Source organism: Citrobacter amalonaticus Y19 (assembly GCF_000981805.1).
Classification (GTDB): Bacteria; Pseudomonadota; Gammaproteobacteria; order Enterobacterales; family Enterobacteriaceae; genus Citrobacter_A; species Citrobacter_A amalonaticus_C.
The window spans coordinates 2,838,313-2,862,695 of sequence record NZ_CP011132.1 but is presented as its reverse complement, the minus strand read 5'-3'; the positions used below and the strand labels follow the sequence as shown (position 1 = coordinate 2,862,695).

General features: G+C 52.5%; 19 protein-coding genes and 1 pseudogene. 9 read left to right on the top strand and 11 right to left on the bottom strand.

Translation table 11 applies throughout. The annotated features are described in order from the left end of the window. Positions 1 to 106: 106 nt before the first annotated feature. The 4 genes from cynR to F384_RS13180 all read left to right on the top strand — a co-directional run bounded on the left by cynR (position 107) and on the right by F384_RS13180 (position 3,414). Positions 107 to 1,000: a transcriptional regulator CynR gene (gene cynR / locus F384_RS13195; RefSeq protein ID WP_046483432.1), complete on the top strand. Its 894-nt coding sequence runs from the start codon at positions 107 to 109 to the stop codon at positions 998 to 1,000. Between the two features lie 106 nt (positions 1,001 to 1,106). Continuing rightward, positions 1,107 to 1,874: a basic amino acid ABC transporter substrate-binding protein gene (locus F384_RS13190; protein ID WP_042317722.1), complete on the top strand. Its 768-nt coding sequence runs from the start codon at positions 1,107 to 1,109 to the stop codon at positions 1,872 to 1,874. A 66-nt stretch (positions 1,875 to 1,940) separates the two neighbouring features. Next, positions 1,941 to 2,705 carry an amino acid ABC transporter permease gene (locus tag F384_RS13185; protein WP_042317723.1) on the top strand — a complete coding sequence of 255 codons (765 nt, stop codon included), beginning with the start codon at positions 1,941 to 1,943 and terminating at the stop codon, positions 2,703 to 2,705. After that, positions 2,692 to 3,414 (top strand): amino acid ABC transporter ATP-binding protein, encoded by a 723-nt coding sequence (locus F384_RS13180; RefSeq protein ID WP_046498144.1) that lies wholly within the window; start codon positions 2,692 to 2,694, stop codon positions 3,412 to 3,414. The genes F384_RS13185 and F384_RS13180 overlap by 14 nt, the downstream gene beginning before the upstream one ends. 49 nt (positions 3,415 to 3,463) lie before the next feature. Here the strand turns inward: F384_RS13180 and F384_RS13175 are convergent, their stop codons facing one another. After that, the gene (locus F384_RS13175) at positions 3,464 to 3,796 is read right to left on the bottom strand and encodes a YegP family protein (protein WP_042317724.1); all 333 of its coding nucleotides are present in this window, start codon (positions 3,794 to 3,796) and stop codon (positions 3,464 to 3,466) included. Between the two features lie 126 nt (positions 3,797 to 3,922). On the opposite strand from F384_RS13175, the gene F384_RS13170 reads away from it, so the two are divergent. After that, positions 3,923 to 4,396 carry a methyltransferase family protein gene (locus F384_RS13170; RefSeq protein WP_052746929.1) on the top strand — a complete coding sequence of 158 codons (474 nt, stop codon included), beginning with the start codon at positions 3,923 to 3,925 and terminating at the stop codon, positions 4,394 to 4,396. 15 nt (positions 4,397 to 4,411) lie between these two features. Here the strand turns inward: F384_RS13170 and F384_RS13165 are convergent, their stop codons facing one another. From F384_RS13165 to F384_RS30420, 3 genes and pseudogenes are all read right to left on the bottom strand, one after another. Further along, the gene (locus F384_RS13165; RefSeq protein WP_046483429.1) at positions 4,412 to 4,999 is read right to left on the bottom strand and encodes a dienelactone hydrolase family protein; all 588 of its coding nucleotides are present in this window, start codon (positions 4,997 to 4,999) and stop codon (positions 4,412 to 4,414) included. 7 nt (positions 5,000 to 5,006) lie between these two features. Further along, entirely contained in the window at positions 5,007 to 5,258 is a 252-nt protein-coding gene (locus tag F384_RS13160) for a zinc ribbon domain-containing protein (protein WP_046483428.1), read from the bottom strand. A 232-nt stretch (positions 5,259 to 5,490) separates the two neighbouring features. Beyond that, a pseudogene (locus tag F384_RS30420) lies at positions 5,491 to 5,676 on the bottom strand (IS3 family transposase); the annotation flags it as partial. Between the two features lie 777 nt (positions 5,677 to 6,453). Here F384_RS30420 and F384_RS13155 point away from each other — a divergent pair. From F384_RS13155 to F384_RS27970, 3 genes are all read left to right on the top strand, one after another. Further along, positions 6,454 to 14,382 (top strand): autotransporter outer membrane beta-barrel domain-containing protein, encoded by a 7,929-nt coding sequence (locus F384_RS13155; RefSeq protein WP_046483426.1) that lies wholly within the window; start codon positions 6,454 to 6,456, stop codon positions 14,380 to 14,382. Between the two features lie 117 nt (positions 14,383 to 14,499). Next, a complete protein-coding gene (locus tag F384_RS13150) occupies positions 14,500 to 15,147 on the top strand; it encodes an HAD-IA family hydrolase (protein WP_046483425.1) in 648 nt (215 codons plus the stop codon). A gap of 711 nt (positions 15,148 to 15,858) precedes the next feature. Continuing rightward, positions 15,859 to 18,954, top strand: coding sequence for an autotransporter outer membrane beta-barrel domain-containing protein (locus tag F384_RS27970; protein WP_226991593.1), 3,096 nt, complete (start codon positions 15,859 to 15,861; stop codon positions 18,952 to 18,954). Between the two features lie 186 nt (positions 18,955 to 19,140). Here the strand turns inward: F384_RS27970 and F384_RS13140 are convergent, their stop codons facing one another. Further along, positions 19,141 to 19,392: a zinc ribbon domain-containing protein gene (locus F384_RS13140; protein ID WP_046483423.1), complete on the bottom strand. Its 252-nt coding sequence runs from the start codon at positions 19,390 to 19,392 to the stop codon at positions 19,141 to 19,143. A 292-nt stretch (positions 19,393 to 19,684) separates the two neighbouring features. Here F384_RS13140 and F384_RS13135 point away from each other — a divergent pair, with 292 nt between their 5' ends. Beyond that, positions 19,685 to 20,284 carry a DUF1062 domain-containing protein gene (locus tag F384_RS13135; protein WP_046483421.1) on the top strand — a complete coding sequence of 200 codons (600 nt, stop codon included), beginning with the start codon at positions 19,685 to 19,687 and terminating at the stop codon, positions 20,282 to 20,284. 57 nt (positions 20,285 to 20,341) lie between these two features. Here the strand turns inward: F384_RS13135 and F384_RS13130 are convergent, their stop codons facing one another. The 6 genes from F384_RS13130 to F384_RS13105 all read right to left on the bottom strand — a co-directional run bounded on the left by F384_RS13130 (position 20,342) and on the right by F384_RS13105 (position 24,380). After that, on the bottom strand, positions 20,342 to 20,812 hold the full coding sequence (locus F384_RS13130; RefSeq protein ID WP_046483419.1) for a GNAT family N-acetyltransferase: 471 nt from the start codon (positions 20,810 to 20,812) through the stop codon (positions 20,342 to 20,344). 76 nt (positions 20,813 to 20,888) lie between these two features. Next, positions 20,889 to 21,767: a nucleoside deaminase gene (locus tag F384_RS13125; RefSeq protein WP_046483417.1), complete on the bottom strand. Its 879-nt coding sequence runs from the start codon at positions 21,765 to 21,767 to the stop codon at positions 20,889 to 20,891. A gap of 585 nt (positions 21,768 to 22,352) precedes the next feature. After that, the gene (locus tag F384_RS13120; RefSeq protein ID WP_046483413.1) at positions 22,353 to 23,201 is read right to left on the bottom strand and encodes a DUF4942 domain-containing protein; all 849 of its coding nucleotides are present in this window, start codon (positions 23,199 to 23,201) and stop codon (positions 22,353 to 22,355) included. Positions 23,202 to 23,281: 80 nt separating this feature from the next. Continuing rightward, positions 23,282 to 23,485 carry a DUF957 domain-containing protein gene (locus F384_RS13115; protein ID WP_046483411.1) on the bottom strand — a complete coding sequence of 68 codons (204 nt, stop codon included), beginning with the start codon at positions 23,483 to 23,485 and terminating at the stop codon, positions 23,282 to 23,284. Between the two features lie 29 nt (positions 23,486 to 23,514). Then, on the bottom strand, positions 23,515 to 24,006 hold the full coding sequence (locus F384_RS13110) for a DUF5983 family protein (protein WP_046483407.1): 492 nt from the start codon (positions 24,004 to 24,006) through the stop codon (positions 23,515 to 23,517). Then, entirely contained in the window at positions 24,003 to 24,380 is a 378-nt protein-coding gene (locus tag F384_RS13105; RefSeq protein ID WP_046483405.1) for a TA system toxin CbtA family protein, read from the bottom strand. Before F384_RS13105 ends, F384_RS13110 begins: the two co-directional genes overlap by 4 nt. Between the last annotated feature and the right edge of the window lie 3 nt (positions 24,381 to 24,383).

Genomic DNA, 24,383 nt, shown 5'->3' with positions numbered 1-24,383 from the left:
AATCCTCTGTCTCGCTATGCGATGAACACAGGCTACGTGCTTCGTATCATAAGATAAAAGACTCATTTATAATGGAGTCTATTGGAAAATCTTATAGGTAAAGGCGATGCTGGATCGACACACCCACTATTTTCTCGCCGTGGCGGAGCATCACGGATTCACCCGTGCAGCGGCGGCGCTGCACGTTTCGCAACCGGCGCTTTCGCAGCAAATCAGGCAACTGGAAGAGATGTTGGGCGTGCAGTTGTTCGATCGCAGCGGGCGTATGACCCGGCTGACCGATGCGGGAGAGGTCTATCTGCGCTATGTGCGCAGTGCGCTACAGGCGCTGGAAGAGGGCAAACGCGCCATTCATGATGTGGAGGATCTGAGCCGGGGTTCCCTGCGCGTTGCGGTCACGCCGACCTTTACCGCCTGGTTTATCGGCCCATTACTGGCTGAATTCTATGCCCGCTATCCCAATGTGACCTTACAGCTACAGGAAATATCACAAGACAGAATCGAAGAGAGGCTGGTTAATGACGAACTGGACGTCGGTATTGCCTTCGATGAAGTTCACTCATCGGATATTGATGCACAGCCGTTGCTGACTGAAAACCTGGCCCTGGTCGTGGCAAATCATCATCCGCTGGCCGCACAGGCGTCGGTGGATTTGCGCGTGCTCAATGACGAAAAATTGATTTTACTGAATGCGGAGTTCGCTACCCGGGAACAGATTGATCGCTACTGCCGTCAGGCAGGACTGCGACCGCAGATTCTCATGGAGGTCAACTCCATCAGCGCGGTGCTGGAACTGGTGCGGCGCACCGGATTATCCACGCTGCTGCCTGCGCCCATCGCCGCGCAGAGTCACGACCTACAGGCGATTTCACTGACTCCGCAACTCCTTGAACGCACGGCCGTATTAATGCAGCGCAAAGGTGCCTGGCGAACCGCTGCCGCCAGGGCGTTTGTCGCGATGGCGCAGGAAGGCGCAAAGGCAGTATCAGCGGCGAGTTAAGCGGGGATCCGGTGAGGCAAACTGCGGATCAGATAGTGATTGCATAAGGAAATCAGTTTGGGTATTTTTATGCAGTAAATGTGCATAAAAATAAAAGGAGAAGGGAATGTTCAGTCAGTGGATAAAAGCAGGATGTTTGATGATGGCGTTGACCGGGGCCGCTTTTGCAGCACAAGAAACCTACGTGGTCGGCGCGGGTGGCACCTATCGCCCGTTTGAGTTTGAAAACAGCCAGAAACAGCTGGAAGGCTTTGATATCGATATTATTAAAGCCATCGCGAAAGCGGAAAACTTTGATGTCAAGCTGGTCAACACGCCGTGGGAAGGTATCTTCGCGACGCTGGGTTCCGGGGATCGCGACATCATTATCTCGGGGATCACCATCACGGATAAACGTAAACAGATGGTGGATTTTTCTCTCCCTTATTTCCCGGCGGAGCAGTCCATTGTCGTTCCGGCTGATTCAAAAGTGAGTTCTCTGGACTCGCTGAAGACGGAAAAAGTTGGCGTCGTTAACTCCAGCACCGGCGACATTGTGGTTTCTGGCGTTCTGGGGAAAAACAGCACCGCGATCAAGCGTTTCGACAATACGCCGTTAATGTTGCAGGAATTGTTTGAAGACGGTGTCAGCGCGGCGGTTGGCGATGTCGGCGTGGTGAAATACTACATCAAGCAGCACCCGGAAAAACAGTTCAAGCTCGTCCCGGACGCCAAGTTCGAGCGCCAGTATTTTGGTATTGCGGTCGCCAAAGGGAATACCGAATTACAGCAGAAGATTAACGCGGGATTGAAGAAAATCATCGCTGATGGCACCTACGATAAAATTTATAAAACCTGGTTTGACAGCGAAGTCCCGACGCTTCCGTCAGAGTAATTTGCATTATTAATTTATTTTTAAGCTGACACGCTGTCTGTGTCAGCTTTTTTGCAGGGGAAAACCATGACGGGATTTCGTTGGGAAATCATCCAGGAGTATGCGCCATTGTTTATGGAAGGCGCATGGATGACCATAAAATGTACCATCATCTGTGTCTGCTTGGGCACACTCTGGGGGTTAACGCTGGGGCTGGGCCGCATGGCAAAAGCCGAGCACGGCTTCTGGAAATACGCACTCCGCTATTGTGTTCAGTATCCCGTTCGTTTCTACGTCAGCGCCTTTCGCGGAACACCACTGTTTGTTCAGATCATGGTCGTCCATTTTGCGCTGGTGCCGTTGTTCATCAATCCCCGAGACGGGATGCTGGTTACCAGCGGGCTGATGAGCGCCGATGTCGCCCGCGAACTGCGCTCGGGCTACGGTGCTTTCTTATCCTGTATTGTGGCGATAACGCTAAACGCCGGGGCCTATGTTTCCGAGATCTTCCGTGCGGGGATCCAGTCGATTGACCCAGGTCAGATGGAGGCGTCGCGGGCGCTGGGAATGCCGTGGTGGAAAACCATGCGCAAAGTTATCCTGCCTCAGGCTTTTCGCCGTATTCTCCCGCCGCTGGGCAACAACGCCATTGCGATTGTCAAAGATTCCTCACTCGCCTCGGCTATCGGGCTTGCCGATCTGGCCTACGCAGCGCGTACGGTTTCAGGTGCTTACGCAACCTACTGGGAACCCTACCTGACCATTTCACTGGTGTACTGGGTACTCACCTTCCTGCTGGCGCAGCTGGTTAACCGTCTGGAAAAAAGGTTTGGTAAAAGTGATCCACATTAAAAATTTACATAAACACTTTGGTGACAACCACGTTCTGCGCGGGATTGACTGTGATATCAAACCCCAGGAAGTGGTGTGTATCATTGGTCCGTCAGGGTCCGGGAAAAGCACCTTCTTACGCTGCATGAATGCGCTCGAAACGGTTACCGAAGGCGAAGTCGTGGTGAACGGTTTTGCCGTTCACGATCGCAAAACCGATCTCAATAAAATGCGTGAAAGCGTGGGAATGGTATTCCAGCGTTTTAATCTGTTTCCGCACATGACGGTGCTGGACAACCTGATGATGGCGCCGCAAATGCTGTTGGGGCTCTCCCGCAGTGAAGCGGTCAGCCAGGCGGAAATGCTGTTGGAAAAGGTCGGGTTAAGTGATAAACGCGATGCCTGGCCTTCGCGTCTGTCGGGCGGTCAGCAGCAGCGCGTGGCGATTGCACGCGCGCTGGCAATGAATCCCTCGATCATGCTGTTTGATGAGCCCACCTCGGCGCTGGATCCGGAGTTAGTCGGCGATGTGCTGGCGGTGATGAAGAACCTGGCTAACGAAGGCATGACCATGGCGATCGTTACCCACGAAATGGGATTTGCCCGTGAAGTGGCCGACCGGGTCATTTTTATCGATCACGGTATTATCCAGGAAGAGGGATCGCCTGAGGTGCTTTTTACGTCGCCAGCGAATCCGCGAACGGCTGAATTTTTAAGTAAGGTTCTCTGATATAAGATGCCAGATCGGTATTTTCCGATCTGGCCATTTACGTCAAAAATCAGATCTGCTCTTTTATTGTTTTGCTGCTGCCGTTTGTTTTTACCGACGCGATACCCACGTCACGCGACTGCGTGGAGGCATACATCTGACTGGTGCCAATAACCTGATGATTGCCTGCTTTTAAATTAAAGAAAAACTTACCGTTCGACGCCGTTTTCGTTTCGTAGCGCTCGTCCAGCGGGCTATTTGACTGAACGGAGGCAATGCCATTTTCTGCCGCCGCTTTCGTGGTGTACAGTTCGCTTGTGAGGATCACCTCACCATTACCTGCTTTCAGTACGAAGCGGAACTGATCGTTTGTACTCTTACTTAATTCAAACCAACCGGCCATAATTATCACCTTTTTGAAAAGAGAGGAATTACCGCACCGTATTGAGCATAGTTTAATAATAATTTATCAGGCAATATTCGAAGGGATCTGAAAAATCTCAAATAGTCGCGGTGCAGAAGGAGAGAAATGAAACCGATCAACGTGCGTCTTGCAAAACTCAGGAGTCGGTTTCCACCGCCGGTCATTCTGTTAATCTTTGTGGTCGGGGATTGTCTGAGCGCAAATCCGCGTTTTACCTTTGGCCTGGTCACTCAGGTACTGAGTATGGCGATCGCGGTGATAAGCCTCGGCGTCATCCTGACGACCGCGTGGCACATGCATGTGAATCGCACCACGCTTAATCCGCTTCAGGCGGATAAAACAACGACGCTGGTCACGTACGGATGCTATGCCTGGAGTCGAAATCCTATTTATCTTGGACTAACAGGTGTGCAACTTGCCGTTGCGCTCTGGATGGGCAGTCTGCCAGGCGTGATTGCCGTACCGTTCTTTATGCTGGTGGTAGCCCGATTGCATATCGATTTTGAAGAGTACCAGCTGCATAAACGCTTTGGTTCGGAGTGGGAACACTACGCTAAACAGGTTCGTCGCTGGCTATAAAGGCCATCATGCTGACTATCCGCAGATTGCATCGACAAAGGCGATGGCATCGGCGACAGCGTGACGCGCCTGCCACGCAAGGTATCCGGGGCTGTCCGCGTCACAAAAGCCGTGCTGCGCATCGAACATATGACATTGCACCAGGGGCAGGGTTTCCAGCTTCTGTTGTAATACCGTAGGGTCGAATGACGGCTCGTGGCGAGCCATAATCATCAGCGCAGGGCAGTGCGGTAACTCATCGCTGTACTGACGAATGCGAGAACCATAATGGCAGATTACCCCGTCACACAAGCCGCTTCCTGCAACTCGCCATGCGAGCGTTGCTCCGGTGCTGTAGCCGATGACAATCAGTTTGCGATATTGCGCGCGCAGTGGGGCAAGCAACGTTAAGACGGGTTGTGGATCAAAACCAACGTGGTGTGAAAAATAGTGATACGCCTCATCTTGCTGGGCATAGCTGTACGGAGCCTCATGTGGAAAAAGTGCTGGCGCGTAGACCTCGAACCCACGCGCTCGCCACATTTCGCTGGTACGCCGGATATGCGCATTGATGCCGTAGATTTCATGCAGAATGACGACGGCATCTGACCGTTGGCTGGACATCTGCGGGTTAGTCGTCCGCTTTGTGTGCCCAGGCGGGCATGGCAGTCAGGTAGCGTTTAGCGCGCTTACGTGATTCCTCTGGGCCTACGTTTTGCCAGGAGTCAAGATAGGCCGCCAGACCCGTTACGGCTTCCTCCCAGGGTTTCAGATTGCCTTCTGCGTCGCTGCAATAGGTGCAGTACGTATCGCTCACCCCTTTAGCGTTAGGTATCGATAGTGGCATTCCACAGGCGTGGCAATACTGTTCTTTTTCTGACATTGCATCCTCCTTGTTTTGTGATCGTCTAATAAATATACGGTTATTGGGCGGGCTGAATCCGATGCCAGATCAAATAACCCTTATGGATGTGTCACAAATATTGATTTGATTTATGTATTGAAGAATAAGGGTCTGCCAGGCTTTCTGGGCTTGTGGACTTTGCGGTTCGCGAATACGTTGCTACTCTGCAGCAATGTGGGTTTGCAGAGGGCGTAATCCCCTGACGCTCTCACCTGAGCTGGTGTACCCAACTCTCAAGCGTGGTAGAACCGACATTCATCGCTTCACTGGCTTGTCTATATGAGTCGCTCTTATTAACCATCAACTTTGCACATTCCAGCCTGATCTAAGGGGCAAAAGTACGCTTAGTTTTCTTGTTCATGAATCCACCTGTTGTGTGTTGAGGTGAGAATATCACTTCTAATCAGGTGGCCAAATTTACTGTGTCACTACACAAGTGCCAGGAAACCGATGCCTGTTCCTGTCACGCGCTATACAGTAAATGTGCGTTCGATAACTAAATGATAAGACAGTTTAATAATTTATAATGTTCTTAAATACCGGGAAGAACTTCTTAAACTGAGAGCCGATGAATAATGTAAGTCACGATAAAATAGGAATAAAGATCAGGTGCGACTGAGATTTTGCCCACATAAGCAGTTAAGAACCGCCGTTGATACCCGATCTGCCCATTTCCCCTCTATTGACTCATTTTTTGTGCAATGTAAAACTTCACTCAGGATACATAAGGGGTGCTAATTGAATAGCTCTGAATCAGTGCAGGGATGCAGATAAACCTTGGTAATCGCATAGAAATATCACCCAGACATATTCTGTCCTCTGTTCTGTTAGAGTATTTAAAACAAGGAAATATCAAGCAATGTGAAATATTACCAGGGTAAGTGTATTTCTGCGTAAGCCGGAATAACTTCCAGACATCATTATTTCCTTTGTGCTGTTTTAGAGAAATAACATCTACACAACAATCCCTTCATGGTGGAGATACATGGAGGGATTAAATGGAACACTTAATTTAACAGGAATTAACATCCTGTTAAAGAGGCTTTTCAGATATTTCTTTCTGAAGGGACGGGTGTTGCCTGAACTTCAATAAAATAAGCCTGCCACATTATTTTTATTTTAATAAAAACAATGAACCAGACAGGTGAATTTAAATATCTAACGAGTGTGCAATATGAATAAAATCTATCGCGTTATCTGGAACAGCACCCTGATGCAATGGGTCGTCACTTCGGAGTTTGGTCGCGCCAGAATCAAAAGAGCCGTCAGCAAGGCTGTGAAGGCGACCGGTTTGATGGCGGCAATGACCGCAGGGGCAGTTGCTGCCTCCTGTGATCTTGCCACCCTGAATTGCCAGCTTGATGCCACCTGGAGTGCGGCAACAAACAGCAATGAGACCGGCGCTGCGGTTATTACTGACGGCAATACCTGGTCGGTTTCGGGGCTGGACACATGGCGGGCAGGAGATATGACCTATAAGTATTATACTCATCTCCAGCAAGTCATTGACGCAGGCTACACTGTAATGCAGGGCGGGAGTGCTGTGACGTCTTTGCCTGCGGCCGGGAACACGATTATTTTCCCTGGCCTGACCACGGCGGTAACCGTATTTGATCCGATCACCTCGAGTAACAAAACGGTTATGGTCTATAGCTCTGGTGCGTTTACCGAGCTTGATGCCTATTATTTCAACCCGGCTGAATCATTTGTCTTAGCGGATGCTGAGCCTTATATTGATACCCGACTGGCAACGGTAACCAATGGTGTTGCTAATATATCGCTGAATAAAAGCCAGTATAACCTTGGGGAATTAAGAGAAAGCGCCCTGGTTTATGTGGATGGCACCACGACAAATGACGCCACGGCTAACTGGACGTCACAACAACTCATTTATGCAAATATTCCGAGTGACCTGGATACGCTGGGTTCACCCATTAACCGGAGCATTAAGACTGACAGTTATGTGGGGACCTTCACCGCGTTTGACGGTTCATCGCATACCGTCAGTTCCCTGGCTGATTTTAAAACCTGGAATAACTGGCTTATCAGTAAATTGTCTTCCGGCGATTTGGCTTACACCAGCTATCAGACCGAGCTGAAAAAAGCGTATACCTCAACCTCTCTGACTTATCAGGTCTCTCACTCCCCGGATGGGTTTGACGTTTCTGTTTATGGTGAGCGTGATGTCGCTGTTCTTCAGGCAAATGGGCAAAATGCCACTATCAACATTGCCCCGGGTGGTTCAATTGATTTGAGAGCAAGCAGCAGCGCGTCATTTCTGCTTGTCAAACTGAATAATAATGCCACGTTTATTAATAACGGTACGGCAATGACCACTAACAGGATCGCCCACATTAACAGTGGCTCATCCTTCATCAATAATGGGTTCCTGAGTCTGGGGGGGAATATCCCGGATAGCGCCTATCAAAATATCGCAATTGTCGTTGATGGCAACGGTAGTCGTTTTGTAAACAGCGCTCAGGGTACCTACACCATTTCCCCCCGTTACAATTACACCAATAAAAACCAGAATGGGATTGTAGAAGGGGTTCAGACACATATCGGAACCACGGCTGAAAATGCCGGGACCATTAATACCGGTTACTGGAGCAACGCTGTCGATCAATTTCAGACAGGCAGCGTCTGGATTGCCAAGGTGTATAACGCCTCTTCTTTCGTTAACACGCCGACGGGTAATATCAATTTAGGCTACAACCAGGACGGTAGTAGCGAAGCGTATCTGAACACCGAGAGTGCCGCGATTCACACGGAAACCGGTGGCCGTGGCGACAACCAGGGGACCATAACGCTGAGTTCGATGGCCAACGGTGTCTATGGTCTGCATGCCCTTGATGGTACTGCGTCCCTGGTAAACAGCGGTACTATCAATGTCAACAGCAACGGGGACGACGGCGCATTTGTTCCCTCTGAAAGTATCGGGATTTATTCGTTCAGCCAGACGGCGGGGACTGTCGGCAGCTCCGGCGTCATCAACCTTAATGGCGTGAATAACACCGGGATCAAAGCGGTTTCCGGCGGCAAAGCGTCATTATCCGGCGACATCAATATTACCGGTGGCGCAGAGCTGTCAACCGGACTGCGTAACTACGGTGTCTGGTCTGAAGGCACGGGCTCGCAGGTCGATATTTCCGGCCAGATTAATCTGGACGGGGACGGGGCGATAGGCGTTCATGCCCGCTATGGCGGCAATGTGACCATCTCCGGTACCGGTGAAGTGAACTTTACTGACGGCAGCAACCAGATTGGCTACTACGTCTACGGGCAGACGGCTTCCATCACCAACAACGGCACCGGCGCGCAGAATGTCAGCACCGAAGACTCCGTGCTGTTCCGCGTCGATGACGGGGCTGACTTTACCGGCGGCGCCGGTGCGGCATCCGTCCTCACCGCGTCTGGTCAGGGATCAACCGCCGTGGTCGCCAACGGTAAAGACGCCACCAGCGGCAATGTCTCCGCCTTTAACTCCGGTGGTATGACACTCAACCTCTCCGGGCAGGATGCCACCGGCGTGGTTATCCAGGGTGGCGCACAGGGTAAAATCTCGTCTAACGCCACCATCAACATGACCGCCACCGGCGCGGTGGCCGGGATTGCCGACGGTCAGGGCTATGACATCAACGGTAATGCACTGGGCAGCCCGATTGCGGGCGTGCTGTCGAACGCGGCACTGGCCGCGGGGGCGGCAGGTTTTGGGTCCGGCACCCTGCTGGTCACTGAGGCGGCGCTGAATTCCGCGCTGGATGCCGTCACCGGCTTCATTGCCCGCAACGGGGCGGAAGTCAGCAACGCCGGGAACATCGTCTTTACCGGAAGCAACACCACCGGTCTGCTGGTCGAGGCGGGTGCCCGCGGCAATAACACCGGCAGTATCACGGTTGGTGCCGGCGGTACCGGGATCGTGGCACAGGATGCAACCGGTACTCACACCACGGTGGTCAATACCTCGGGTAACCTGGTGCTGAACGGCGGCAATACCGCCAACCGTACCACCGGGATCGTTGCCAGCGGCGCGAATACTACCGTCAACATGACCGCCGGTACGGTGACCCTGAACGGCAACGGCGCCACCGGCGTGCGGGCCTCTGAGGGAGCAACCGTGAACCTCTCCGGTACTGCGACGCCAGCGTTTTCTTCCTCCGCGACGGATCAGATCCTGTTTGCCATCTCCGGCGCAGGCTCCACCATCAACACCAGTGTCCCGGGCGGGACGGTGCTGGATGCGTCCGGTGAGCGTTCCACCCTGTTCCGTCTGGAAGACGGGGCGGCGATGGACGGCGACATTCAGGTGGCGGCCAGCGGAAAGGATGCAACTGCGCTGTACGCCACCGGTGAAAATACGACGGCGGTTATCGGCAGCGGCAGCCAGCTTAATATCAGCGGTAACGGCGCTACCGGGGTGATTTCTTCGGGCAGTGCGACCGCCACCATTGAGAGCGGCGCGACGCTGGCGCTGACCGGCAGCGGTGCCACCGCCGGGCTGGTTGACGGCAACACCTATGCCTCTGACGGCTCGCTCTCGCAGCAAAATACCGGCGCGGAACTGATTAACGCCGCGACCATCAGCTCCACGGTCTCCGGCGCCACCGCCTTTACCGCCAAAAACAGCGGTACGCTTGCCAACAGCGGTAATGTCCTGCTGACCGGTGCAAACTCCACCGCCATTAAGGTACTGGGCGGGAAAGTCAACAACACCGGCAGCATCGAAGCGAACGGCACGGCTCTGTATATCGGGGCCGGTGACCAGGGACAGGCCTCCACCGTCACCAACAGCGGCACGGTACTGGCGACCGACGGCAGGGCGGCCATCGAACTGGCGGCCGGCAGCCTGAACCTCGTCGGTAGCGGCGTGGGCACCATTGAAGCCCGCGGCACGGCAGACGGCGTACTGGTCAGCAGCGGCGCGACCGGACTCGACGTGACCGGCGCCCATATTATTGTCGGCGCGGCGGGCGCGTCCGGTAACGGCATCGAGAACGCCGGCAACCTGACCAACCTGCAACTGACGAACACCACCATTGATGTCGCAGACGGTGCCGGGGTACGCACTGCGGTGACTATCGACGACACCAACAGCGGTACCATTAATGTCAGCGGCGCGGGTACCGGGATTGCGTTTACAAACGCCGATGGCAGTGCGACCAGCGGTAACCTGGACCTCTCCGGTTCGTCCGGCCTGACCATTAACGTCAGCGGCACCGGCGGTACGGGGATTTATGCGAACACCACCGGCACCACTGATACCGCCGTGAGCGTGAACGTCAGCAGCGCCACCGGCGGCGCGGCTCTGAAACTCGGTAACGGCGTCACCTCCGCCACCAACCGCGGTACGCTGACCTCAGCCAGTACCACGACGGCGACGGTGGAGACGGCAAATGCTACTGCCTTTACCAACACCGACACCGGGGTTATCACCGCGTCAGCGTCCGGTAACCCGGCGCTGGCGATGAACGCGGCGAATGCCACAGTGACTAACGCCGGGACCATCAACGGCGATGTGGTGATGAACGGTGCCAGCGGTACGGTGAACAACAGCGGTACGGTCAGTAACAATATCACCACCACCAGTGGCAATAACGCGGTTACCGTGGACAACGGAACCGTCGGCGGCAATATCGCGCTGAGCGGTAACGGCACCAATACCGTCCTGCTGAAAAACACCGCGGACGTGCGCACCGTCAGTGGTTCGGCGGGTAACGATACGGTCACCGTTCTGGGTAACGGCAACACCTTTACGGCGCTCAACGGTGGCAGCGGTACGGCCACGGCGGTGTTTGACGGGGTGACGGCGGGCTTCCATATGGACGGCACCGGCGCGCAAATCAACAACTACAACCAGGTGAATCTGCGTAACGGCTCGCTGTTCAGTCTGGATAACAACTATGCCCTCGGCGGTAAACCGGCCGGCGGTGCCGGGTTTAATATTGATGCCACCTCGGTACTGGCGGTGAACAGCACGGTCGACCGGACGCTGACCAGTGCCCTGACCGGAACCGGCACCGTGGCGGTGGAGAACGCCGGACAGGCGTTTAACTTCGCCACTACCACCGGCAGCGCCTTTGCCGGGACCGTGGACCTGAGCAATGCGACCCTGGCGCTGGGCGGGGTGAATACCACCGCCCTGACGAATGCCACCCTGAAGGCCGACACCGGCAGCGTTACCACCGTGGCGGACGGGGAACAGGTTATCGGCGGTCTGACTTTCGCCAGCGGTAAAGTGGCATTTAACGCCAGCGCGCCAGCACAGAAAGTGGCGACCAGTCATATGACGGTCAGCAAGCTGGATGCATCCGGCAACGGTACGGTACAGATTAACGTTCCGGCACCGTATGTCCCGGGTCATGAAACCAGCACCACCGCCTCACTGATGACTCAGGATGACGCCAACATTGGCCTGGAGCTGGTCGGTGCTGCACTGGTTAACGGTGCCGGTGGTAACCTGGTGTTGCAGGACCAGAGCGGTAATCTCATCACCGATGACACAGAGGTGGATATCGCCCAGGGCGGCAGCACGGTGGCGAAAGGCACTTACGATTACCGCCTGACCACCGCAGGGACGTCCGGCAGCCAGGACGGTCTGTATGTCAACTACGGCCTGACAGAGCTGGAGCTGCTGGCAGGTCAGACCCTGACGCTTGATGGCACACCGGGCGCCACCGGCGCGGCGGCGGACCAGTCCGCCCGTATCACCGGCAGCGGCAGCCTGGCAGTCAGTACTACAGGCAGTGACGTCCTGTCCCTGTCCAACAGCAGCAACGATTACACCGGTGAGACCACGGTCCTGAGTGGCACCCTGCGTACAGACGTTGACGGCGCACTGGGAGATACCGCGAAACTGGCGATTAACAGCGGAGCGAAAGCTGACCTCAACGGTACACGGCAGACGACCGGCATCCTGGCCGGTGATGGCGGCTCACAGCTTGACGTCAACGGCGGCAGCCTGAGCCTGCGCAGTGGCGGGTACAGCAGCGGTATCCTGACCGGAGGCGGTGCGCTGAACGTTAATGGCGGCGTGCTGACCATTGACGGTGCCAACGGCGGTCTGAGTGCCATCACCACCATCAGCAACGGTGCGGAAGTGGTCATCAGTGATGCACAGGGCGCAGGTACCGGTGATATCAATGATGAAGGCACCCTGACGCTGGATAATGTCACCGGGATGCTGGCAAACATTATCAGTGGTACCGGTAATGTGAACGCCACAGACACCACGGACGCCACCCTGTCCGGTGACAACAGCGGGTTCAGCGGTCTGTTTACCATCGACAGCGGCAGCAACCTGACCGTCAGCGAACAGAACCACCTCGGTACGGCGACAGTGAACGATAACGGTCTGCTGACCGTCGACACCGCCAGTGACTGGACGCTGGTGAACAGCATCAGCGGTAGCGGCGGTCTGGACAAACAGGGCGCAGGCACCCTGACCCTGACGGCGGACTCCGCCGCGTATACCGGCACTACCGACATCACCACCGGTGAACTGGCGCTTGGCAGTGATGAAAGTTCTGCGGTGAATATGACGAGCAGTCTGGTGAATATTCATAACGGTGCCTCGCTGACCGGTTACGGCAGCACCGCCGGGCATGTGGATGTCATGCAGAGCGGGACCCTGCAGGTGACGGACTTCACGGTGGGCGGCAACCTGAGCAACAGTGGTTCCGTTCTGTTGACCCGTACAGACGGTCAGCCGGGCAACACCCTCACCGTCAACGGCAACTACGCCGGCAGCAACGGTCTGCTGGCGTTCAACACGGAACTGGGCGGCGACAGCTCCCCGACCGACAAACTGACGGTGAACGGCAACACGGCGGGGAACACCCGGGTCAGCGTCACCAACACCGGCGGCACCGGGGCGCAGACGGTAAATGGTATTGAGGTGATTCAGGTGAACGGCAGCTCTGCCGGGAACTTCGCCCTGACCACCGGCACCGTCGAAGCCGGGGCTTATGTCTATGCGCTGGCGAAAGGCACCGGCAGCGCGGCGAAAAACTGGTATCTGACCAGTAAATGGAAAAACAGCACCACCCCGACAGACCCGGTCTCCCCGGCCACACCGGATAAGCCGGGGACCTCACCGGTGGTTGACCCGACAGCACCCGACGCGCTGCGTCCGGAAGCGGGCAGCTATATCGGCAATATCGCGGCCGCCAACACGCTGTTCAACACCCGTCTGCACGACCGTCTCGGTGAACCACAGTACACCGATGCGCTGAAAGGCGAGGGACTGGCCGCCAGCATGTGGATGCGTCATGTCGGCGGACACGAACGGTCTTCTGCCGGTGACGGTCAGTTGAAAACACAGAGCAACCGCTACGTGCTGCAACTGGGTGGCGACATCGCACAGTGGAGTACCGACGGTGCCGACCGCTGGCATCTGGGCGTGATGGGCGGCTATGCGAATGCGCACAGCAACACCCGCAGCGACCGTGCTGGTTACGGTTCAGACGGGCGCATCAGCGGCTACAGCGCCGGTCTGTACGGCACCTGGTACCAGAACGAGGCGGACAAAACCGGAGCCTATGTTGACAGCTGGATGCTGTACAACTGGTTCGACAGCAGCGTGGAAGCGGACAACCGCGACAGCGACAGCTACGACTCAAAAGGGCTGACCGCCTCACTGGAAGCGGGTTACACCCTGAAAGCCGGTGAGTTCAACGGCAGCCAGGGCACGCTGAACACCTGGTATGTGCAGCCACAGGCGCAGGTCACCTGGATGGGCGTGAAGGACAATGCGCACACCCGGAAAGACGGTACCCGTATCGAAACGCAGGGCGACGGCAACATCCAGACGCGTCTGGGCGTGAAGACTTACCTGAACAGTCACCACAAAATGGATGACGGTAAACAGCGTGAGTTCCAGCCGTTCGTGGAAGTGAACTGGATCCACAACACCGAAAGCTTCGGCGTGAAGATGGACGGCACGCAAGTCAGTCGTGACGGCGCGCGTAATCTGGGCGAAATCCGCACCGGGGTGGAAGGTAAGCTGAATGACCGTCTGAGCGTCTGGGGTAACGTGGGCGTGCAGATGGGTGACAAAGGCTACAGCGACACCCAGGGCATGCTGGGGATAAAATACAGCTGGTAACGCATTGTGCTAAAAACAGGAGCCGGGAAACCGGCTCCTGTTTTATTATTCCTGTGCAATGACAACGTCTGTGGCGACACGATGCGACTGAAATACAGCTCAGATAAGGAGAATGACATGTTACATGCTGAAGCGTTTCTGTTTGATATGGACGGCACCCTGGTAGACTCAACGGAGGTGGTTGAAAATGAATGGCGCAGGTTCAGCGCCCGCTTTGATCTGGATGCAGAAGAGGTTATCGCTTTTGCTCATGGGCGACAAACGCTCGATACGGTTATTCATTTCTTAGGCGCTGGCGAAGAGGCCGTGACGGCTGCAGATGAGCTGGATGCACGTGAACTGATGATCCTTGACGGGATTGTTGCCATTGCCGGGGCGGCCGATTTGTTGCAGCGCCTGCCGCAGGATCGCTGGGCACTCGTCACCTCCGCAAGCCGGGAGTTGGCTATTAACAGGATGCATGCAGCCGGATTACCGCTTCCGGCCGTGATGGTCTGTGCAGAGGATGTCGCAGAAGGAAAACCCTCGCCTGAAGGCTATCTGAAAGCCGCATCGATTCTTGGTTATCGTGCTCAGGACTGTATTGTTTTTGAGGATGCGGCTGCCGGGATACGTGCCGGTAATGCAAGCGGTGCGCGCGTGATTGCCGTCGTCCCCGATGCTAACGGCGCTCAGGAAGCTTTTGCCTGCGCCACATTAACCATGCTGAACATCGTCCCCGACACGAGTGGCTTCAGAATAACCTTGCTCATGGCTGAAGAGTAAGCGTCATTTCAGTACCGTCTGGCAGCCCCTGAAACACCAGAAAGGGGAGTGGACACTATCCATGAAATCATTCAATTCAGTGCGTAAAAAAGCCTGAATATCCCGTTGAGCTCAAAATCAACATGGTTGAACTCTCACATCAACCAGAGACTTCCGCCACACAACTCGTGCAGAGGTTTCATCTCCGGATTGGGAATCTTACTCGTCCACAGGGACTGCATTTCTGACCTGATAACTTGATCCTTATCAATATGTTGTAATCTAGTGACTAAGAAATATCTAATTAAAAAACGTATAAACAATATTAAGTGTAATGGATTTATAACAGAATGAATCTTACCCTCTCAGAATAATGAAGAAAAAAGAAAGGTAGTCACCAGAGTAAAAATGCAATCGCTTGTTTCATTGGCTGTTTTAAAGTTGTCTTTGAATGAAATGCAAGAATGCTTTAATCGTTTTAATCTGTCTGAATAAAAAAATCGATCGTTAGCAACGATCTGTATTATTTCATTGATAGTTAAAAACTATTAGTATTCTTTACTATGCACTATTTAAACAATTTCCTGACTGACATCGATAAAAATACTATCTGTTTATCCTTTATTAAAAATAACACTCTCTGGCAGGGGACAGGGATGAATTTCATCATTTTTATTTTATTACCTTTTAAATTATATGCGTAATAATTTTTTGCGGAAGTGGAGCAAGGATATGAATACCATTAAATGGAAAAAAATTTGTTCATTAGCATTTGGGTGCACTTTTTTAGTCGCTCCCTGTGCCGAATCTGTCGAATCAGAAGAACTGACAAGTGCGACATACACTACTGGCATGGGTTCCATTTCCACTGGTGGGACATATACTGTCAGTCAGGGAGATGTCATCCGGGATGCCAGTGGATATACCGGACATTCTAGTGGTCAACGCCCCCTGGCCAATACCGTTAACGGCGATATTGATTTCATTATTGACCCGGGAAGAACGTTGACGTTCAGAGGCTTCAACAACAATCAGGGAACAAGTGAAAGGACCACGCTGTATGCCTATGAGCGGGGCGGACCCTACGGCGGCAGGATGAGCTTTACCGGGGGAAATGTTATCGTCAGTAACGAGTCGAATACTGGCAATTCATATATTTATGCCCTGTTTGCCGGTCCGGGAGGGAAATTTGATTTCAAAAGCGATGGCGATAATAAAATTAATCTTTCAGTTCTGATGCCAATGGTCGGCCCCGCGAGAGCTGACCGCCATGGGATCGGTTTGTACCAGGGACAGTTCGGCTTTGATGGCGGACGTTTCAGGATCGAAATTGAAGGTGATCCCGAGGACGATGGTCTCTCTCACCGCGAAGGGCTGGCAGTATCTGCAGGCAGTACTGTTGACATTAAAGCAGATCTTATCGAGGTTGACGTCAGTGAAGTCGCGATGCTTTTATCAGCAAGCTTGGATAGCAGCAATTACCCTGTAGTAAACAATGTGATGAACCGTGTTAACTTTGAGGCAGACTATATATCGATTAAATCAGGTCAAATAGGTCTTTGGGGAGGGGGAAATCTTGACGCTAATGGTGTCAGCAGTCAGATTGAGTTTACCGGTCAGACTAAAATAGAAGCGCTCTCCAGAGGAGATGTGGATATCTACTATGGCGAAATTGTTGGTGGTAGAGCAATTGAATTGCTTTCAACTGATATTACCTTTAACGGTGTCACTGAAGTTGTTGGTGAGAACCTGACCTTATTGGGGACCCGACCCGGCTATGATCATGAATTTCTCGGCTGGCAAGATGGGTACTGGTTACGAACAATAACAATTATGGACCACTCCAGGCTGACGACGAATGATGACTTTATAATAACCAGCAATGGTGGTTATTATAATACCGGCTTCTACCTCTGGGAAAGTGAAGCGTATTTCAATGGTAAAGTCCGTATCAATATGCTGAATGGCGGAGATACCACGCGCGCAGTCTATTCTATAGGCACGACCGAAGACACTACCCCCACCCGGGCTGAATTCAGAGATGATGTTATTATCTCCCTTGCCGGTTCTGACGCCCGATACGTTTCCGGTATGGAAGCCGCAGGTGGTGGCGTTATCGAAGTACAAAAGGGATTACAAATTACTGACAACGACAATGCCACCTGGTCACTTTTCTCCCGGGAAGAAAACAGCCTGATCGATGTGAATACTTCTGGTACGGGTACTATTCAGCTCAAAGGTAATATCGGCGCGATTAATGATGCTACGCTCAACATGGTTCTTAATAATGAAGACTCCTGGGTGACAGCGGCCAGCTATACAGAAACCAATTTTGACACCACGCCTGGTACCGTCAATCTGGCGCTGACAAACGGTTCTGTCTGGAATATGACCGACAGTTCTCATGTTACGAACCTGACGATGGACAACAGTACCGTGAACTTTCTGCCGCCGGGACACGCCGGTAACTTCAAAACGCTGACGGTTGAAGGCAATTTCAATGGCGGCGGTACGTTGAATATGAGTACAAAGCTGGGCGGCGATAATTCCCCTACCGATAAATTAGTCGTGGAAGGCGATACTTCCGGAGATACCCTTGTTGCGGTAACTAACGCAGGTGGCGCGGGGGCGACGGCGGCAAATGGTATCGAACTCGTTGAAGTCCTTGGCAACTCTGCCGGAACCTTCGAGAAAGTGGATCGAATCGTTGCGGGGATTTATGAATATGACCTCGTCAAAAGAGGGAAAAACTGGTATCTGACGAACAACATCGTGGTTGAGCCAGAGCCGGGTCCAGAGCCCGTTCCGGCAGACACGCCTCCTGTAGAACCCACTGCACCAGGCGGTGGACAGCAGTACCGTCCTGAGCCGGGTATCTATCTGGCTAACGCACTGGTCGCGAATACGCTGTTTACCACCACAATGCACGATCGGCTGGGTAAAGCGCAGTACACCGACATGTTAACCGGGCAGCAAAAGTCAACCAGTCTATGGATGCGCCATACGGGAGGTCATACCCGTTTCAAAGATACCTCTGGTCAGTTGAGCACTCAGAGCAACCGTTACATTGTGCAACTGGGAGGGGATGTTGCACAGTGGAGCACCAATGGTGTTAACCGTTGGCACCTTGGCCTGATGGCCGGTTATGCCACCAGCAGTAGCCATACCCACTCTAACCTGACGGGATACTCCTCTCGTGGACAAATTCACGGCTATAGCGCGGGTATCTACGGTACCTGGCATGCCAACGATATTGATAAAACGGGAGCCTGGGTTGACAGTTGGTTACTGTACAACTGGTTTGATAACGACGTTTCCGGTGACTATCTGGAAACGGAGAAATACAAATCGGATGGTATTACGGCTTCTCTGGAAACGGGGTATAACTTCCGTGTTGCTGGCAGCAGCGACGCCCGCACCAGCTACTGGTTACAGCCGAAGGTGCAGGCAATCTGGATGAACGTGCGCGCTGACGACCACACAGAGAAAAACGGTACCCGCGTGGTTGATAATTCAGAGGGTAATCTGCAAACCCGTGTTGGTGTGAAAGCATACCTGCAGAGCTATAACAAAATGGATGAAGGAAAGGACAGAAGCTTCCTGCCGTTTGTTGAGGCTAACTGGATCCACAATACCAATCAATTCCGCCTGAAAATGGACGGTGTCAGCAATGAGATTAGCGGCACGCGCAACTACGGTGAACTGAAAGTGGGTGTGGAAAGCCAGATCAACCAGAATTTGCATCTGTGGGGGAACATCTCACAACAGATAGGCAATAACGGTTATAGCGATACCCAGGGAATACTGGGCGTGAAATACACGTTTTGATCCCTTGCCCACCCGCATGACTGTGGGTGGGCTTTTTCAGGTATAGCCGTGTCAATGTCCCACAAGGCGTCGGTGGTGAACGGACACACGTTTGTTGTCAACATGACGTCCTCCCATACCTTAAGCCCCGGCACTGACCGGGGCGAAAGTGGTAAAGACCGTGATTGACAGGATGACACCCGCGGTTTAGTCGTCTGCTTTGTGTGCCCAGGCAGGCATAGACGTCAGGTAACGGATTGCGCGTTTACGTGACTCCTCTGGGCCAACTTTTTGCCATGAATCAAGAAATCCCGCCAGACCGGAAACGGCTTCATCCCAGGGCTTCAGATTGCCTTCGGCATCACTGCAATACGCGCAGTATTTATCGCTCGCCCCTTTAGCATCGGGTGCGGACAGCGGCATTCCGCAGGCGTGGCAAAACTGTTCTTGCTGTGACATTTAACGCTCCTTGTGTTTTCGGGTTGTCTAATAAATATACGGATTATAGACAAGTCGAATCCGATGCCAGATCAAATAACCCTGATAGTCGTGTCACAAATATTGATTTGACTTATGTGTTGAGAGAATGGGGGTCTGTTAGTCTGATTGGCTTATCGATAACTCAAGGGATTGTTGTGCTGGAAATCTTTTCTTAACCCACTGAAAAATATCTTCAAATATTTTTCGCATAGCAAAATTCATGGTTCGTTCAGGACGAATCCGTTTTTGTATGGGTTAAAAAAGGGTCAACATGCACGTCACATGGACCGTCAGTCCCGTGGGATATCAGCGCATTGCAAAGCGTTGTCCTGCCTGCAATATCAAACGCGATTTCATCCCTTCCGGGGCTTTCAGAATGAATTCGCAAAAGAAGCTGCTGGATGTCTGGAGCATCTATAAGTGCCTTCATTGCGACTATACCTGGAATATCAGTCTGTTCTCGCGACTCCCTGTCAGCCGTATTGACCGCGACCTTTATGCGCGGATCGTTGCCAATGACGCAAACGCGATCCTGCTTTTCGCCCACGATCGCCAAATTCTGAAGCGAAATAATGCCGAGCTCTCCGGGAGTCCGGACTTTGCTGTTCGTGAACAGTGGCGGGTGACACTTGCCCGCCATCAGCAGGTGAAGGTCACTATCCGCTTAACGGCCGCCTTTCAGGTCAGTCTGTTATCGGTGATGAAAAAGCAGTTGCGACTCAGTACGGGGGAGGTCGCGCGACGGATTGCCGAAGGGAAGATTCGCGGCATTACGCTGCGTGAACTTAAAAATCGCAAACATCATGATACGACGCATGAGCTTTGGATGAGCCCGGAGGCGTTCTACTCAACCCGGAAAATGAAGCGCTAAACGACGACGCCCGGCCAGTATGGCGGGTGTCGAAATGGCGAATAACGCGACGCTGAATCAGGACTTTATCCGATGTTTTTCAAGATAGATCATGGTCAGTCCTGCGTGAATGGGGACGTGACGGTATTCCTGATAGCCGTGTCGGTGATACAATCGCAAATTGCCTGCACTTTTATGTCCGGTAAAGAGTTCAAAGCGTGTGATATCAGGACATTGTCTTTCCAGTTCATTGAGTAAGTCTGAGCCGATTCCTCTGCGCTGAAAGTCAGGATGGACAATCAGACGCCCCACATGACAGGTATTCCCGACAACATGACCTCGCACCGAGCCGATAATTTGCCCTTCCCCCAGAGACGCTTTAAGCATGAGTGTGTCGGTAAATTGCGCCAGTAATGATTCAAGCGTTTGCTGCAATGCAGGAATCGAATCATCCTGATACAGTAATGCTTCACTCTGGTAAGCCATTTTTTGAAGCAACAATATATTTTCTGCATCTACGGGGGTGGCCAGTTCGATGGTAAGATCCATTTTGTTCACTCTTGTTTACAGTCTTCGGTTACCGTGATGATGTCTTTTTATTTCACGAACGATTTCACCAAAAATATCACTCTTCAAGTGAGATAAATTCTTCGCAATAAGGCGTATAAGGACGCAGATTCGCGTAATTTCGTGAGAAGCGAAGTCTGTGGTCAATATTTTTGATCAGCCTGTTTGTGGAGTCTTCATTCAGAAGTTTACACACATACCGTGTATCCAGACGTAATATTTTGCACGCCTCAAGCGTTGGACAAAAATTCATGGAATGGAACGTGATCTGTTTTTCACTTCTTGCCACCACGGGCATTTCATCCACCGTGGCGTGAAATCGGGTTACCAGCAAGCGATGGGCCGCCTCTAACAGATTGCTGTGTTCAGCACGCAGTACCGCACTATTCTCACAGAACCAGGCGGTTCGACGCGCAATGGAATCTGCATTCAGCGCCTTAAGATCGTCATCGGTCGCCGAACGTAGTCTATTGATTTCATTTCGAACATCGGCGCGATAAAGAATGGAACATTCCCGCTGAAGAATACCTTTATGCACGGTAATATCCATTCCCGCTTTGTCGAACGCCTCGGTACAGAGGAATAAAATTCGCCGCCGCCCCTGATCCAACGCATCCTGAATAGAATAGCCATAAGCTATCTCTTTGATACCTGACCACGCAATGGCGAAAGCACACATCGGACAGGGTTCACTGGTCGAGAGAAGAAGACAGCCGGATAAATCTTTGCCGATCTTTTTCCCGGCAAGTTTAATGGCATTAATTTCAGCGTGCGATGTTGGGTCTGATTCTGTTTCCTCACCATCGTGCGCAGAGGCAATGATTTCCCCCTCCTTGATGATGACTGCACCAAATCCTTTATTTCCTTCGCGCAGACTTTCTTCTGCCTCTCGAATAGCATGGCGCATATAAGATTCAAGTTGAATAATATCATCCATAAGTTATTTATTCCGTGGTGTATTTTTATGGATTATTACACCAGCGTTATTCCGGTGGCAAGGAACAATAATAGAATTCTCTGTCGCACAAAGAAACGCGTTATTTACGTGAAGATTCGTGACTGATTATTTATCTGAAAAGGGGCATTCCTGCACAAAGGCACCGAGTGCGATCGCGATGCCACCGAATGAAGACATCAGGCATTCCTCCGTTAGCATGCCCGGAAGACAACTAAAGTCATGCCGCTCGCCTTTTTGGGGCGGGAGTCAATGGCAATGGAATTGTCAAACAGGGACGGGTTACTGGGAATGCGTCGATGTGGATGTACGGCGATATGGTGTCCCCTGCAGACTTCGGATGTGATTTTTAACATATTGATATTAAATAAATTTAATTTGTTCGATTAATGCATGAGCCCCCAGTAAGGCCCCCGCTTGCATTAAGTCAAAACTAGAAGGTTTAACGGGAATTTTTACGTCCATTTGAATTGAATTGGATTGGATTGGATGGTACGGTGCTCTGACCATTTACGGAATCGTAGCGAGCACCATCCATGCTTGAAAATGATACCATAATCTGGCTCCTTACTGTTTAGTGGGCAACGCCCTTGGATAATGTCTGGCTATGATGTCATTCAGCTTATCGACCAGTTCCGATCGCTTAAAAGAGATATGTGCCGTTCCCTTCTGAAAGTATTTGATCGCAAACATCTCGTCCTCGTAATAGTTGCTATGCCTGTTCTCATGGATATGATCGCTGAGACGACGGGTAACGTCAGCGCGGTTGTCGGGGACAGGCTTGCCATCCAGAAGCATCAGCATCCGCTCAAGGTCAGCTAATCGATCGCGCTGCCGGCCCCAGTTAAGCCCAAATCCCCATCGGTCACATTTGACCAGTCCCGTCACAATAATTTTCGCACCAAACTTGCAGGGCGAGTTCGTTTTAAAGTCCCAGCTCAGACCTTTGAACACGTTAATTACGCCACGCTCAAAAACCTCACCTTTGCTCTGATGCAGTTGCTCAAACGTGTTCAATATGTTGGCTTCAGAGATCGCCGGGATGTCGTCTTTCTCCAGACTGTTGTACCACTCATCACGGGCCTGCTCGTCCATGAGCGCAAGCATCCCTGACTTTTTCATTAAATCGCGCCATATACCACGATCGAGATTACGGGTAATGGCTTTCATCGCTGTTTCTGGTTTTTCCATCAGCCAGCAACCACAGCGGAATTCCTGCTTCATGGCCCAGTCCAGCGCCGTTTTACCGCCGATACTGCGGGTCAGCGTCGAGATATCGTCCAGTTGCTGAATGAGGGATTCAATCTGCGTAAGCGCGGCGTTACGTCCGCTGACGATGCGTTCAATGCTGGTGGAGCAAATCACATCTGTATGGCCGGTCAAAACTTCAGGTTCGGTGAGGGTAAAGTCTGACATCATTTTTCCTTTTATATAAAGCAAAGCGCCAGCTGGTGAGGGCTGGCGCTTGTATGTGTGTGATGAGTTCGGACAGGTGGCTAATTTGTACTGGCCTGTTGCAGACGCTGAAGATGACGGAGATCGCGAACGTCTTTAAGCGCCTGCTCAATCCAGGGCAGCAGTGTTGCTGAATCGGTGTTATCTTCGTCGTTGTCGAAAATTATCTCGCTGTCGCAATCGATGTTGTCCTGCAGCCAGCCAATCAGAATGTTGAGAGCCGCTTCGGTGGTTAATTCCGGCATGTGAAAACCTTATGGAGATTGAGGTTGAGCTACCAGTCAAACGTAGCGAAGCCCGGCAGCACTTCGCCAAAGGCATCCAGATGAATGATGCCAGCAGAGTAGCGACGGATAAGCGTCACCACTAACTGGCGGCAGGCTTTTGACAGACCGAGGCGTTTGAGGCGTAAGACCGGAAACGACCACGCCCCCAGGTGGAACAGATAACCCGAGCCGGTATAACTAATCCATTCAGACTCACCAAAGTCTTCATGCTGGTGTGAAAGGGTAAACAGCAGTGAATTGTCCTCTTCCGTGATATGTGCGGTGCTGCACTGAATGCCGTTAACGCGGGCGACGGGCGGAAGAGGATCTTCGACAACCAGTTTTCCGGGCTCGTCAGCAACGCGAAGGGAATAACCGTTGTCACAGACCACATCGAGCAGCGCAGCCAGTTCAATGCCGTCAATATCCACAGCGATCCGGCCCGCATTCAGGGCCAGAACGTTGATGGTGCCGGCTTCTACGGTGAGGGACAGCTTCATGGCTGCACCTCACGGTATTTGCCGGTGGTGATGTCGGTCACCACTTTGTAGCTGTTGCGGGTCATTAACCCTGTCGCTTTCCGGGCGCGGAGAATATCGATACTTCTAAGAAGCGGCGACTGTGTTTCTGCACTGAAGCCCTGACGATCTGTGCGAACCAAATCGTATTTTTCCACAATAAAATTCACGGCGTCGCACAGTGATATACCAGCGTCGATATGCTCCTGAATCACGCCATCATTGCCAAACGGCGTATCGCTGAGCGTAAGGCCGTAGTGACGATCCAGCAGGTGGCTCAGAAGGCGCTGCCATATCGCCACGGGTGACGGGCGTGGTGAAACCTCCCGTGTCGGGGGAACAGGTTGTGTTTGCATAAT

Excerpts from the sequence above, each read along its gene's own strand:
- F384_RS13170 (WP_052746929.1), top strand. The coding sequence starts at position 3,923 with ATGAAACCGATCAACGTGCGTCTTGCAAAACTCAGGAGTCGGTTTCCA.
- F384_RS13115 (WP_046483411.1), bottom strand. The coding sequence starts at position 23,485 with ATGCCGGAATTAACCACCGAAGCGGCTCTCAACATTCTGATTGGCTGG.
- F384_RS13155 (WP_046483426.1), top strand. The coding sequence starts at position 6,454 with ATGAATAAAATCTATCGCGTTATCTGGAACAGCACCCTGATGCAATGG.
- cynR (WP_046483432.1), top strand. The coding sequence starts at position 107 with ATGCTGGATCGACACACCCACTATTTTCTCGCCGTGGCGGAGCATCAC.
- F384_RS13135 (WP_046483421.1), top strand. The coding sequence starts at position 19,685 with ATGCACGTCACATGGACCGTCAGTCCCGTGGGATATCAGCGCATTGCA.
- F384_RS13150 (WP_046483425.1), top strand. The coding sequence starts at position 14,500 with ATGTTACATGCTGAAGCGTTTCTGTTTGATATGGACGGCACCCTGGTA.
- F384_RS13110 (WP_046483407.1), bottom strand. The coding sequence starts at position 24,006 with ATGAAGCTGTCCCTCACCGTAGAAGCCGGCACCATCAACGTTCTGGCC.
- F384_RS13190 (WP_042317722.1), top strand. The coding sequence starts at position 1,107 with ATGTTCAGTCAGTGGATAAAAGCAGGATGTTTGATGATGGCGTTGACC.
- F384_RS27970 (WP_226991593.1), top strand. The coding sequence starts at position 15,859 with ATGAATACCATTAAATGGAAAAAAATTTGTTCATTAGCATTTGGGTGC.
- F384_RS13165 (WP_046483429.1), bottom strand. The coding sequence starts at position 4,999 with ATGTCCAGCCAACGGTCAGATGCCGTCGTCATTCTGCATGAAATCTAC.
- F384_RS13105 (WP_046483405.1), bottom strand. The coding sequence starts at position 24,380 with ATGCAAACACAACCTGTTCCCCCGACACGGGAGGTTTCACCACGCCCG.
- F384_RS13130 (WP_046483419.1), bottom strand. The coding sequence starts at position 20,812 with ATGGATCTTACCATCGAACTGGCCACCCCCGTAGATGCAGAAAATATA.
- F384_RS13120 (WP_046483413.1), bottom strand. The coding sequence starts at position 23,201 with ATGTCAGACTTTACCCTCACCGAACCTGAAGTTTTGACCGGCCATACA.
- F384_RS13175 (WP_042317724.1), bottom strand. The coding sequence starts at position 3,796 with ATGGCCGGTTGGTTTGAATTAAGTAAGAGTACAAACGATCAGTTCCGC.
- F384_RS13185 (WP_042317723.1), top strand. The coding sequence starts at position 1,941 with ATGACGGGATTTCGTTGGGAAATCATCCAGGAGTATGCGCCATTGTTT.
- F384_RS13125 (WP_046483417.1), bottom strand. The coding sequence starts at position 21,767 with ATGGATGATATTATTCAACTTGAATCTTATATGCGCCATGCTATTCGA.
- F384_RS13140 (WP_046483423.1), bottom strand. The coding sequence starts at position 19,392 with ATGTCACAGCAAGAACAGTTTTGCCACGCCTGCGGAATGCCGCTGTCC.
- F384_RS13160 (WP_046483428.1), bottom strand. The coding sequence starts at position 5,258 with ATGTCAGAAAAAGAACAGTATTGCCACGCCTGTGGAATGCCACTATCG.